The sequence below is a fragment of the Amphritea pacifica genome, assembly GCF_016924145.1.
Taxonomy (GTDB): Bacteria; Pseudomonadota; Gammaproteobacteria; order Pseudomonadales; family Balneatricaceae; genus Amphritea; species Amphritea pacifica.
In genome coordinates this window covers 37,560-51,070 of sequence record NZ_JAFFZO010000026.1, presented here as the reverse complement: position 1 = coordinate 51,070, position 13,511 = coordinate 37,560, and the positions used below count along the sequence as shown (strand labels likewise).

The 13,511-nt window shown below is 48.9% G+C and carries 11 protein-coding genes; 6 read left to right on the top strand and 5 right to left on the bottom strand.

Features of this window, described 5'->3' with window-relative positions:
- Positions 1-68 precede the first annotated feature (68 nt).
- Positions 69-1,562, bottom strand: a complete 1,494-nt coding sequence (gene murJ, locus JW499_RS15325; RefSeq protein WP_232846452.1) for a murein biosynthesis integral membrane protein MurJ — start codon at positions 1,560-1,562, stop codon at positions 69-71.
- 414 nt (positions 1,563-1,976) lie between these two features.
- Between murJ and rpsT the strand changes: the two genes are divergently transcribed.
- Positions 1,977-2,243, top strand: a complete 267-nt coding sequence (rpsT, locus tag JW499_RS15320; RefSeq protein WP_091361774.1) for a 30S ribosomal protein S20 — start codon at positions 1,977-1,979, stop codon at positions 2,241-2,243.
- Positions 2,244-2,364: 121 nt separating this feature from the next.
- On the opposite strand, the gene proB is transcribed toward rpsT, so the two are convergent.
- The 4 genes from proB to rplU all read right to left on the bottom strand — a co-directional run bounded on the left by proB (position 2,365) and on the right by rplU (position 5,512).
- Positions 2,365-3,489: a glutamate 5-kinase gene (gene proB, locus JW499_RS15315; RefSeq protein WP_205211401.1), complete on the bottom strand. Its 1,125-nt coding sequence runs from the start codon at positions 3,487-3,489 to the stop codon at positions 2,365-2,367.
- A 70-nt stretch (positions 3,490-3,559) separates the two neighbouring features.
- The gene (cgtA, locus tag JW499_RS15310) at positions 3,560-4,756 is read right to left on the bottom strand and encodes an Obg family GTPase CgtA (RefSeq protein ID WP_205211400.1); all 1,197 of its coding nucleotides are present in this window, start codon (positions 4,754-4,756) and stop codon (positions 3,560-3,562) included.
- Positions 4,757-4,918: 162 nt separating this feature from the next.
- On the bottom strand, positions 4,919-5,176 hold the full coding sequence (rpmA, locus tag JW499_RS15305; RefSeq protein WP_091361779.1) for a 50S ribosomal protein L27: 258 nt from the start codon (positions 5,174-5,176) through the stop codon (positions 4,919-4,921).
- 24 nt (positions 5,177-5,200) lie between these two features.
- A complete protein-coding gene (gene rplU / locus JW499_RS15300) occupies positions 5,201-5,512 on the bottom strand; it encodes a 50S ribosomal protein L21 (protein ID WP_091361781.1) in 312 nt (103 codons plus the stop codon).
- A 232-nt stretch (positions 5,513-5,744) separates the two neighbouring features.
- Here rplU and ispB point away from each other — a divergent pair, with 232 nt between their 5' ends.
- The 5 genes from ispB to JW499_RS15275 all read left to right on the top strand — a co-directional run bounded on the left by ispB (position 5,745) and on the right by JW499_RS15275 (position 13,463).
- Complete coding sequence (gene ispB, locus JW499_RS15295) at positions 5,745-6,713, top strand: octaprenyl diphosphate synthase (protein WP_205211399.1); 969 nt, start codon at positions 5,745-5,747, stop codon at positions 6,711-6,713.
- Positions 6,714-6,834: 121 nt separating this feature from the next.
- Complete coding sequence (locus tag JW499_RS15290) at positions 6,835-7,995, top strand: radical SAM protein (protein ID WP_205211398.1); 1,161 nt, start codon at positions 6,835-6,837, stop codon at positions 7,993-7,995.
- Positions 7,988-9,277: a cytochrome P450 gene (locus JW499_RS15285; RefSeq protein WP_205211397.1), complete on the top strand. Its 1,290-nt coding sequence runs from the start codon at positions 7,988-7,990 to the stop codon at positions 9,275-9,277. Before JW499_RS15290 ends, JW499_RS15285 begins: the two co-directional genes overlap by 8 nt.
- 9 nt (positions 9,278-9,286) lie before the next feature.
- Positions 9,287-11,242 (top strand): carbamoyltransferase C-terminal domain-containing protein, encoded by a 1,956-nt coding sequence (locus JW499_RS15280; RefSeq protein ID WP_205211396.1) that lies wholly within the window; start codon positions 9,287-9,289, stop codon positions 11,240-11,242.
- The gene (locus JW499_RS15275) at positions 11,235-13,463 is read left to right on the top strand and encodes a tetratricopeptide repeat protein (protein ID WP_205211395.1); all 2,229 of its coding nucleotides are present in this window, start codon (positions 11,235-11,237) and stop codon (positions 13,461-13,463) included. The genes JW499_RS15280 and JW499_RS15275 overlap by 8 nt, the downstream gene beginning before the upstream one ends.
- The last annotated feature ends 48 nt before the right edge of the window (positions 13,464-13,511 follow it).

Genomic DNA, 13,511 nt, shown 5'->3' with positions numbered 1-13,511 from the left:
AAAATAAGCGCGAAATTATACCTCAGTTAGAGCGATATCCGCCATCCGTCAGCATCAATACTGGCCGATTAATGGCGCAGATGCCGCAGTCGCATCCCTGTTATCAGCAGAACCAACAGATAAACCGTCGCACCACCACCCACCAATACCGCCATATGCGCGACCCGCTGCCACATATCAAACCGCAGCCATTGCTCAGGACTTCCTGCAAGCAGTAGCAGAATACCGATCATCGCCAGATTGGCCAGGCCAACCTGTGACAACCACTTTAGCCAGCCCGCCTGCCAGGTGAACACCCCCTCTTTCAGCAACCCCCGTAGCAGCAATCCGGCATTCAGAAATGCCGAAAGCGTAGTCGCCAGCGCCAGCCCGGCATGAGCCAGAGGCCAGATCAGTATCAGATTGAGCACCATATTCACCACCATAGCAACAATACCGATCTTTACCGGGGTTTTGGTATCCTGACGGGAGAAATAGCCGGGCGCCAGCACCTTGATTAACATAAACGCCAGCAGGCCACAGGCGTAGGCGCGCAGACTCATCGCGGCCATCATCACATCCCGGTCAGCCATCTCACCATAATGAAACAGGGTTGCAATCAATGGCTCAGCCAGCACCAGCAACGCCATCGCGGCGGGCAGCCCGATCAGCAGCACCATCCGCATCGCCCAATCCAGCGTGCGGGAAAAATGCTCCGTACTTTTCTCCGCATGCCTGCGTGACAGGCTGGGCAGAATAACGGTCGCAATGGCGATGCCAAACACCCCCAACGGCAGCTCCGCCAGACGATCAGAATAATACAGCCAGGAAACGCTGCCGGTCTGCAGAAAAGAAGCCAGCAACGTATCCAATAGCAGGTTGATCTGACTGACCGATACCCCAAACAGTGCCGGAATCATCAGTTTAAGAATCCGTCTTACCCCCTCATCCCTGAATCCCAGTGTTGGCGCAGGCAACAACTGAATCCGCCAGAGAAACGGCAGCTGAAACAATAACTGCGCAGAACCTGCAATCAGCACCCCGATCGCCAGCGCCATCACCGGCTGCTCAAACAGCGGCTGCATCCAGATGGCCGCTCCGATCAGTGAGAGATTCAACAGCACCGGAGTAAAAGCGGGTACAGCAAAACGCTCATAACTATTGAGAATACTGCCCGCCAGAGCGGTCAGGGATATCAGCAGCAGATACGGAAAGGTAAAACGCAGCATATCAACCGCCAGCCCGTAGCGTAGAGGATCGTTCAAATAGAAACCCGGAGCAAAGATCGCCGCCAATACCGGCGCGCCCAAAACCCCCAACAAAGTCACCACTATCAGCACCAGCCCCAGACTGCCTGCTACCCGGTCTACCAGATGTTTAACCGCAGCCAGATCCTTGAGACTACGATATTCCGACAATACCGGCACAAACGCCTGAGAAAACGCACCTTCAGCAAACAGACGGCGAAGAAAATTAGGAATTTTAAAGGCGACAAAAAAAGCATCAGCGCTACTGCCTGCACCAAAATAATTCGCCACCACGACATCCCGGATCAGTCCCATAACCCGTGAAAGCATGGTCATCAACCCGACCAGCGCACTGGAACGCAGCAAACCGCGGGCTTTGGGCTCAGCGTCTGGTGGCTCTGGGCTATGAGGGCCAGGGGTATCGGGTCGAGAGCCTTGCGGCGATGTTTCTGTATTGCTCAAGGGGTGCTTTCCTGCCAGCCAAGTCGATGGTGCAGATAATACCGATTAAGCGGACAAAATGCTTGCGTAAACCTTTCGTAAATATAGCCCCTCCCAGGATCATCCGTTACAACACCCGGACAATCGCCACTGATTTATTCACACTTAGCTATTGACACTTGCCGGGCAAACATGAATAATCTCGCGTCTTAATTTTCGATGCTCAGTAGTTATAAATGAACGCCGGGGCATCACAATATCGATTAACTTACATCGATTAACTTTTACCTAGTTTAGAGGAGTCGGATTGTGGCAAATTCCGCAGGATCCCGTAAACGCGCTCGCCAAGCCGAGAAGCGCCGTCAAAATAACGCGAGTCTGCGTTCCATGGTTCGCACTTACGTTAAAAAAGTAGTGGCAGCTATCGAATCTGGCGACCACGCAGCTGCATCTGCAGCATTCGTTACCGCTCAGCCATTAATGGACAGCGCTGTAACTAAAGGCATTTTCAACAAGAACCAGGTTGCCCGCAAGAAGAGCCGCCTGAATGCCTCTATCAAGAAACTGGCTGCCTAATCTCCCTGAGATTCGCTTTGAGGCGTAAGCCTTTAAGACGTAAGTAGCGATAAAAAAACCGGCCATGGCCGGTTTTTTTTGTGTTTCTTACTTTTTGCTTCTTACATCGATGAGACCAGACTCATGCGAGCACCAGATTATCCCGGTGCACCAACTCCTGCTCCCCGACAAAACCAAGCACCGTCTCAATATATGAGCTGGGGTGACCGATAATCTTCTGCGCATCCTCAACGCCATAATTCACCAAGCCCCGACCAATTACCCGACCATGCTCATCCGAGATCACCACCATCTCACCCCGAGAGAATGAACCGGTCACTGCACGCACTCCCGCCGGCAACAGACTCTTACCCCGATCAACCAGAGCGGTCACAGCACCCGCATCCAGAGTCAGCGTACCCCGCGCCTGCAAATGCCCTGCAATCCACTGCTTACGGGCGGCCATCGGCGATTGCTCAGGCACCAGCACCGTTCCCAGTTGATCCGCCCGCCGCAACTTCAGCAAAACATCATCCTCGCGACCACTGGCAATCACAGTGACAGCACCCGAACGCGCTGCCAGCCTGGCAGCACGCACTTTAGTCGCCATCCCCCCCTGTCCCAGCCGACCACCCGTACCAGCCATAGCGTCGAGCGCATTATCACTTGCCATCGCCTCAGAGATCAGCGTCGCGTCAGGATTTATCCGGGGATCTGCAGTATACAAACCGCGCTGATCGGTGAGCAAAATCAGCGCATCAGCCTCAACCAGGTTTGCCACCAAAGCGCCCAGCGTATCGTTATCACCGAAGCGAATCTCTTTAGTGACCACCGTATCGTTCTCATTCACCACCGGCACCACACCCACCGATAGCAACGTCTTCAAAGTCGCCTGAGCATTAAGATAACGCTTACGATTGGAATGATCTTCATGGGTGAGCAGAATCTGAGCCGTCAGAGTATTATGCCGCTTAAAATTGGCCTCATAGGCCTGCACCAGGCCCATCTGCCCCACCGCCGCTGCAGCCTGCAACTTGTAGACTTCATGAGGACGGCTTTTCCAGCCCAGACGAACAATACCCTCTGCAATAGAGCCGGAAGAGACCAGCACAATCTCCACTCCCTCGCGCCGCAACTGAGCCAACTGATCAACCCAGCGACCAATCGCCGCCAGATCAAGCCCCTCACCATCGTTTGTAAGTAACGCACTACCAATTTTCACCACCCATCGCCGGGAGGTTTTCAGCCTATTACGCGCTTGACTCACTGACTTCACTCTCTTGAAAGACCCGCCCCATCCTGGGTTCCAGCCTCAGCCAGGACAACCTGAGCAGGTATTAATTTTTCACATATTCGACTTCAACATCGTAATCATCATCGTCAAAGTCATCAAAATCATCTTCGCCACGACGCTTAGCACGGATCTCAGCACGCATCTGCTCGATCCGCTCACGACCTTCGCGGTCGATAGACCGGCGCACCTGAAGCTCAGCTTCAGCCAACTCTGGATCTTCCGCCAACTGCACCGCCAACTGATCAAGAAACACCTGGATATCCCGTACCAGTTCCTGAGTCCCCATCTTATTGATCGCCGATATACGATAGACAGGACCATCCCAGCTCAACGCATCAATCACCGCCTGACAGCGCTCTTCCTGCTCAGCTTCCGGCACCATATCCAGCTTATTCAGTACCAGCCAGCGAGGCTGCGCCGCCAGAGTCGGACTAAACTTCTCCAACTCTCTGACAATCACCTGAGCAGAATCAGCCGGCATCACACCATCCCAGGGCGCCATATCAACAAGATGCAGCAAAATACGGTTACGTGCCAGATGCTTCAGAAACTGAATCCCCAGTCCGGCCCCCTCTGCAGCCCCCTCGATAATGCCGGGAATATCAGCAATGACAAAGCTCTTATGCTTCTCAGTACTCACCACTCCCAGATTTGGCACCAGCGTTGTGAAGGGGTAGTCAGCAACCTTAGGGGTCGCCGCAGAGACCGAACGAATAAAGGTCGATTTACCAGCGTTCGGCAACCCCAGCAAACCAACATCCGCCAACACTTTCAGCTCCAGCTTGACGTTACGGGTCTCCCCCAGACTGCCGCTGGTCGTCTGACGCGGTGCCCGGTTGACACTACTCTTAAACCGGGTATTACCCAGGCCATGAAAACCACCCTGAGCAATCTTCTCAACCTGACCCACCTTAGTCAGATCTGCCAACACCTCATCGGTATCGATATCCACCACGGTGGTGCCTACCGGCACCTTCATAATCAGGTCGTCACCCTTGGCACCGGTACAGTTTCTACTCTGCCCGCCCTTACCATTCTGAGCGCTATAACGGGGCTGAAAGCGATAATCTATAAGTGTATTCAGCGACTCGTCCGCTTCCACAAAAACCGACCCGCCATCACCACCGTCACCCCCATCAGGGCCTCCTTTAGCGATAAACTTTTCCCGGCGAAAGCTCATGCAGCCGTTGCCGCCCTTACCCGCCTCTATTGTGACCGTCGCTTCATCTACAAACTTCATTCTACACCCCCAGCTATACTGGTAATCTGTGCACACCACCTGCCAACAAACTGGCTGTTGATAAGGCCCGTACCGCAGACCTTTTCAACAACTAGCTCAATCAGCCACTAAAAACAAAAAAAGCCCCGCAACCGCGGAGCTTTTTTTAGCATAAAAGCCTTATTAAGCGGTTTCTACAGTAATGTATTTACGCTTTTGCGGGCCTTTAACAACAAACTTAACAACGCCGTCCGCAGTTGCAAACAGAGTATGGTCTTTACCCATACCTACGTTTTCACCAGCGTGAAACTTAGTACCGCGCTGACGAATCAGAATGTTACCTGCTGTTACAACCTGACCACCGAAACGCTTAACACCTAAGCGTTTCGACTCGGAATCACGACCGTTACGGGTACTACCTGCCGCCTTCTTATGAGCCATTTGTCACTCTCCTCTCAAACAGTCTTAGGCATTAATGCCAGTGATTTTTACTTCGGTGAAGTGCTGACGGTGACCCATCTGCTTCATGTGGTGCTTACGACGCTTGAACTTCATGATATGAACTTTCTTAGCGCGACCGTGGCTAACAACCTCAGCTGTCACCTTAGCCCCTTCAACAACCGGCGCACCGATCTTTACATCATCACCATTAGCTACCAGCAAAACACGGTCAAATTCAACATTTGAACCAGCTTCTACAGCCAGCTTTTCCAGCTTCAGCGTGTGGCCTTCCTGAACTCGGTATTGCTTACCACCGCTCACAATTACTGCGTACATTTTAATCTCCAGTTTAAAACCCGCCCTGCTACTAAATAAGACGCCTACTTCTAATGGATATTCATAACCATATGGTAGGGAGCGAATTTGGATGGGTTAGGGCGCGAGATTATATAGAAACATAACAAACGACTCAAGTATAAATATAGATAATAACCTGACTTTCTTGACACCCGGATAAGCACCCCCTAGCATGCGCCCATACAAATTTCAGAGTCTAGTATCAGTCCCCATGCTGCCACATCAGTTAAATCCAGTTATTGAGCCGCAATTCGAAGCGGTAAACAATTATATTATCAACCACTTACACTCAGGTGTACCACTGGTTGAGAAGATCGGACATTACATTGTAGAGAGCGGCGGTAAACGGATCAGACCGCTACTGGTACTACTGGCAGCCAATGCGGCCGGCTATAAAGGCGAACATCATGTTCAACTAGCGGCGGTGATTGAGTTTATCCACACCGCCACCCTGTTACACGACGACGTCGTTGATAACTCAGAGCTGCGGCGTGGCAATGATACCGCCAATGCCAAGTGGGGCAACGCCCCCAGCGTTCTGGTGGGTGACTTCCTCTACTCCCGTGCTTTTCAGATCATGGTTGAGATCAACAAGATGGAGATCATGAAAGTGATCTCCAACGCCACCACGATTATCGCCGAAGGCGAAGTGATGCAACTGCTGAACGCCCGCAACCCAGACACCACAGAAGCCTCATACATGCAGGTTATTCTGGGAAAAACCGCAATGCTGTTTGAAGCAGCTACCGAGACCGGTGCAATTCTGGCGGACGCCGAACAAGAGCAACAGGAGGCACTGCGCCTCTATGGCCGCCATATCGGTATCGCCTTTCAGATTATTGATGATGTGATGGACTATCTCAGCAGCGCTGAAGAGATGGGCAAAAATGTCGGTGACGATCTGGCCGAGGGCAAAGCAACCCTGCCACTGATCCACGCCATGCGTGAAGGCAGCGACGAGCAGCGCACACTGATCCGCCAGGCGATCCGCAAAGGCGGACTCGACGACCTGCAACCGATCATGGAGATCGTCCATGCTACCGGCTCAATTGATTACGCTCGCGACATCGCTTACGGCGAGGCGGATAAAGCGATTAAAGCACTGGATGCCTTGCCGGACAGCTCATTCAAACAGACCATGATTCAACTGGCGGATCTCGCGGTTAAGCGTAATAGTTAAACGATCAAGTCTGTTATAGAAGAATATAACCAGCGCATGCTAGCATAGTTGTAACAACAATTTTTCAACTCACTCAAGCAAAGGGATGTGCTTTGCTTTTTTGCTTGCAGAGGGAGATCAGATGACCTGCTGCGCAACCGAACTCACTCGACGAGAACAAGCCCGTATAGTAGCACGCTCGATACGGTCCCTTATCAAAGAAACACCAGCCCTTCTTCATCGCTACAATCGCGCCAAAGAAACAATCCGCGCTTTCAGACGTCCTGCTTTTTATGAGATTGAAACCCGCTGCAACCTGAAATGTGAGGGCTGTTACTACTTTGAAGGCGGAGATACCTGGCAAATAAATGGAAACAAGCCGATTAATGAGTGGCAGAATTTTTTTCACTTAGAAGCGGAACGAGGGGTATCCATGGCTTACTTCGTTGGCGCTGAGCCTGCCTTAGCCCAGGATCGGCTCTTAGCCGCTGCACAGCATTTCCCATGGGGTAATATCGGTACGAATGGCACGATAGCGCTGAATAAAGACATCCCTTACCGTATTGGGGTTTCAGTTTGGGCCAGCGATGATAAAACAGACATCCAACTGCGCGGAGCGAGCGTTTTCCGTAAAGCACTCAAGAATTATGAAGGAGACCAGCGGGCCATTATGCTTCTGACGGTCTCGAAGGATACCATTGGACAGGTACCAGAAGTCGCACGAATGTGTAGTGATCACGGGGTAGAACTAACTTACAACCTGTACTCTCCGACCCATTCATTTCTTAAAAAGTTAGCAATTGGTCAGCAACATGATGATCGTTTTTTCCGATTCAGTGATCAAAATCACTCTCCCATCTTCACCGATTATGATTTAGCCAAAACACGGGAAACATTAGCCGCTACTATTGAGGATTACCCCGACACCGTAGTTTACTGCCATGAATATAATGATTATATGTGCCAGCCCGGCAGCCGCTATACGCTGGACGAAAACGGCATCGCACTGGATTGCCAGTCACGAATCGTTAACCCTATGCGTTACTACACCACTGATCTAACATCCCGGTCAGTAAAATGCTGCACTCCTGATATTGACTGTAGTCAGTGTCGTATGTACTCGGGAGGATGGTCATCGCGATTTATCCCTACCCCCCAAGACGTCACTAACCGTGAAGCCTTTATAGCCTGGATTAATATAATCGACACCCTCGGACGAATTTTTTTGTATCCGCGGCCCTTTTGGCTGTCGCCTGACAGCTCTCAGAATAGTCAGACAAAGAGAGAACAAGTCAGTGCTTAAATATCCGATTCCCGCGCTTCATTTTGCCCCCTCCATGGACATAGATTGGTCATCCCCCCCTTCAGATCTTATCCGTTTTCGAGAGAACTCCCGACCGGCGGAACTGCTTGAGCAACCATATTTTATCGCTCAAACGGGTAAGAAAACTCTCGCTTTTATCGCTGACCCAGTTGCTGCATATGAAATATTAGTTACCCGAACCAATGCCTTCCCAAAATCGATCGTTCAGCAAAGGCTGGGCAACCAAGCTTTTGGCCCCGGACTGAGCGGCACACTAGGTCAACAAAACGAGCGACAAAGAGATGCCTTTAAAACGCTTGTTTCTGCCAGGCAGGCTCAGTTGGTTAAAGAGGTGTCGATTGATGCAACCGCCGATGCCATCTCTCGTTGGCTTGAACAGGGATCGATCGATCTGTATCGGGAAATGAGCGAACTAGCCTTACAAATCACCTGGGCAACACTCTTTGGCAACAATCATTACGAAGGGCGCGACATGGCCGTAAAGGAAACGATCGACGCCTTACATAAAGTAGACAAATCTGATTTTGTCGCCTCAGCCAAAGTCGTTGCAAGACTTACACAGCACTTTATGGAAAGTGGTCGCTGGCAACGTCTGACTGATGACAATCCTCTGCGGGCCATTGCCAATGAGGCTGGCTGGGCACCCTCTCCTGGTCTCAGTCAACAAGAGGTCAAAGCAAACGCTTTGGTATTCGCTGCTTCAGGACATACCACCACCGGAATAACCATGGCCTGGAGCGCCTGGCTACTGGGTTTACATCCGGAGTTACAACAACAGTTAGCAACAGGTATACGCTTGCGACCTGATGGCGAGTACGAGCGACGGACAGTACGCAACCTGATCAACGAGTCATTGAGACTATTCCCTCCGGGCCCCGAAGTCATGCGCGACGCAAAGGAACCCATAACCATAAGGGGCACTGAAATTCCCGCTGGCAGCATGCTTATGGTGTCCATCTATTTTCTTCACCGCCACAAAACACTTTGGGAAAACCCAGATCTGTTTGACCCGGAACGTTTTTCGCCAGACAGGGCTCAGGCAATAACCAAAGGCTCATTCCTGCCATTTTCAGGAGGCGATTATGGATGCTCAGGAATGTCAATTGCTTTTGCTGAAATGACGTCTGTACTCTCCCAGTTACTCTCAAAAGTACAACTTGATGTTGATCCTGCTGATGCTCAGAAACTGATGCTTGAAACGGGTATATGCCTTTATCCAAAATCGGAATTACGCTGCAAGATAAGCTTAAGAGGCGAGTAATTTAAAGCGATGAACAATGGATTCTATCTATCTATTTACAGCCATATCGATCTACTTGCGGCACAAACTAATGTAGGTGTTCGCCATGATCAGAACATGGCTCTTTGGAAACTAAAGGACAGCAAACTCGAGTTAATACGTTTTTGGGAGTTTGAACGACTCACGGGAATGAAACATCATTCCATGTCCTTTCCATCGGTAGAACACGCAATTGACTTTATAAATGAGCAACTCTCAGAGCTAAACCTAAATAGCTCAGATCTTCAGGCAATTATTGGAACACCAGGTTTAGGGGAAACTCCAAACACCCAACAACCTGACCCAGAGCTTGCATATCATAATATATGCCACCTTTATTCCGGGGCATTACTAAATTCTAAGCTATTTAACAATGGATCAATTCTAGCACTAGCGCTTGATGGAGGACCGGACACTGTCCTGGATAGCGAATGTCGAGCCAAGCAGTACTACACTGGCGCCTGGATTAGTGAAGGCAAAATGGACACCTTTACAGTTCCCTCTCCTGCGGTACTTTGGGCTTTTATGCGACAGCATCTTTCCATGGCTGAAGGCAGCCTGATGGCGTTAGGCTCTGCAGCTACGACCAAATACCAGGGACCTGTTCCACCCTCTCCCAAACTCAAAACCGTTTCAGACGTACCGCAAGTATCAATGTGGTTTGGCGATCTAGTAGAAGAAATATGGGCATTGGATCTAAGCAAAGACAATTCACACATCAAATATTTAGACTCGCGTTTCAGCGACGAGGAAAATCGAATCAGCATGCTAGCTAAAGTGATTCAGCAAGAGTCGATCACCATCGTTGCAGAAACCATTCAAGAAATCATCCGGCAGTTCAATATTCAACCTGAACAAACCTGGTTATCAATTACGGGGGGTTACGCCTTAAACTGCCCAAGCAATAGCGCCTTAATGAAAAAATTCGGCTTTTGCGGATTTATTGCCCCTCCATGTGTAAACGACTCGGGAATGTCGTTAGGCATAGGCCTTCATTACTTTCGACACCAGTTAGGGCCGTTTCATTTTCGCTTAGCGGGTAGTGCACTAGGCCCAGAAGACACTCATTTTCAAGCAACCATGGAAAGCGAAGAATTTTCTCTGCATATCAAAAACGTGTCATTAGCTTCTCCGGCAATACTTACTAACGATCTGATTCAAGGCCCCATCGCCTGGTTTGAAGGTGGCAGCGAGATTGGCCCAAGAGCCTTAGGGCAGCGTAGCCTGCTCTCAGACCCCCGCACAATCGATTCTCGTAACACACTCAATCAGATCAAAAAACGAGAGTGGTGGCGACCTGTTGCTCCGATTATCCTGGCGGAGCAATCTCGCGAATGGTTTGATCTGGACTACCCATCTCCTTACATGCTTCATACTTTTAATGTAAAGAAGGAAAAGCGGCCGTACGTCCCAGGTATATGCCATCTCGACGCCTCCGCCCGAGTTCAGACCTTAGAAAAACAGGATAATCCTCGGCTGTATGAATTAATCACCGAGTTTGCTCAGCAGACAGGCGTGCCTATAATTTGTAACACCTCTCTCAATGACAAAGGTGAGCCTGTTGTACAGACGGCAGCAGAGGCGCTGAATTTTGCACTCAGAAAAAACATTAGGGTCATCTGTATAAACGGCCTACGGGTTGAGTTAACACGTCATTCAGAGTATCAACATAGAGAACCCATGCCCAGACCAGCTTATAAGTGGTTTGTTCCTCCTGCCAACGCAGAAGCACCTGCTTTATCCAGGCGCGAATCAATGGTCTACTTTCACAACCCACGATTGCATCGATTTAACCGGAATTCGCCAGAATCACTGGCTAAATTAAAACAGCTGATAGCGCGTATTGACCAGCGCTTTGGTGAACGAGCAGATTTTCGCTTTATTGATATCTGGCATGTACAAGAGCACGCGCAAATAGGTATAAGCAGAGAAATAACTGATGTCTGAGCAATCACAAACGACTGTCGATAATGTAGCGGCACTACTTACAACGATTGATAAGCAGAGAGCGGATGGACAATTTAGCGAAGCCAAAGCCACCCTGGAGCATGCCCTAATCATTAACCCTAAACATACAGGCCTGCGATATAGAGACGCACTTCTAAATCAGCAATCAGGGGATCTCCAACTAGCAGAATTCAAGCTCCGCCAATTAATCATCGACCAGCCTGAGTTTTTTTGGGCAAAAGTCCAGTTACTAAACATCCTGATGCAGGCGGATAAACTGGAAAGCAACGATGAAAACCACCACTTAGCACAAGCAGTATTAACGAAAGATCCCCTCAATCAGTCGGCATTAAAAGCAACTCTGACACTGGCAATATTGAATCGCAATGCCCTTGAAATTCAAACAACTCTTCAAATAGCACTAACACACCACCAAGGCTATCCCTTTGTTAATATATGCACGAAATATCTATCCAAAGCTGAAGCGATTACTGTTTTTAAAAACTGTGAGAATACAGATAATCCCGCTTTATGGCATCGACTGGCAGAACTTTATATACAATCAGAGAGCAGAGATGAAGCCCTCCCTTTGCTACAGCGCATACTCGAAATTGAGCCAACGCACGAACCGGCTCACCGAATGCTGCTATCATCACTACTCTTTTTAAAACGCTATACTGAATTGGATGAACACATTGCCAAGGCGGAACTTCTGATATCAGAAAGTGAGTTTGTGGCACGAATCAAAGCTTCCTCTTTACATAAGCAGGGACGCTTTATAGAAGCACTGGGTATTACAAGAAAACTCATTGAAACCCCTAAACCATCAGAAGCGTCAAAAAACTTACATGGATGGTTATTACTATCGATTGACAAAGCTAATGAATATCAGCCGTTTCTTAAAAAGTTAAATAATAATGAAAACAATATCATTAAATCCCACTTGCAGTATCGGCTTGGTTTTTTTTCAGAATCCCTACAGTCAGCGGAATTAGCGTATCAACAAGACCCGAGAACGCTTGATATTTATATCCAACGCCTAAAGCTTTTGGGACAAACAGAAAAAATTACTGAGATACTCAAACAATCAATTTCCGAGAAAGATTGTCAGCTTTTTCATGAACTTCTGATTCTTAATTATGCCCAATCCGGCCAGTTAGATAACTGCATAAAGGCCATCGAAGATTTTGAAAGCATGTTTGAGTACGACCAATCCGCACTCAACATCCTATTTTCAGCTTGCATAACTCTGAGGTCAGACCTTGGCAAGCTGGAAATATTCCGCCAACAGTATGAGAAGCAGCCAGAAAATTCACAAGCGTTCATACGCTATTTAGATATTCTTCGAATTATGGGACGACACAAAGAGGCCAATCAGCATGATCGGCTGGTTGCTCAGAATCACGTGCCCGATCAATTGCCGAGTGCTAATATTCAAGAGAACATCGACAATATTGAAGCGCCTTCCCAACCAGTACCTATTAATAATGCCTGGTTTGCCTGGTTATTGGCTAACCAATCAACTGAATCATTCGATGCATGGTATAAGCGTGCTCACTGGGGGGTACAAGCAAACACTCTAATACAAGGTACATTTATCCAAGACTGCCAATCCTATACACCTAAGTGGTGTAATTACCCTATTGATCCTATTAATTTAAATCTTATAGACCGACTTTTAACAAAAGGCCGAGGACTCATTGCAGTTTCTAGTCACCACGGCCCATCAGTATGCAGCATAATCCAGCTTCACCGAAATAACTATCCATTATCCGTTGTGGCCTCCACAGGCAGAGAGCTTAAGCCTCAACTTGAAACCATCTTTTTAACGGCCAATCCGACGAGCGAACTACGCCAACTGTCGAAACGCCTAAACCATAATGAAATATTAGTTACCGCCCCTGACATGTCTCGCGGAAAAGAAGGCATAAGCTTTAATTTCCTTCGAGGGACATTAACGCTTTCAACATTGCTGCCAAGACTGGCCTATCGCCGAGGAACACCGTTGGTTTGGATGCAAGCACGCTGGACACAAAACAATCGCATTCATATTGATTTACAAGAATTGCCAAGCCCGAAACAAAATCAATCTGAAGATGACTTCATTCAGTGCTGGGCTACAGCATATTTATCACTGCTTGAAGAACACTTGTGCGGCGACCCTGCCAACCTTTCCTTCATGGATGAATGGAAGCAATGGGTCTGGAAGCCCAAGTCATAATAGAGCAATCACTGCTTAAATTATTATTGATGCAAAGCAGTAACATCA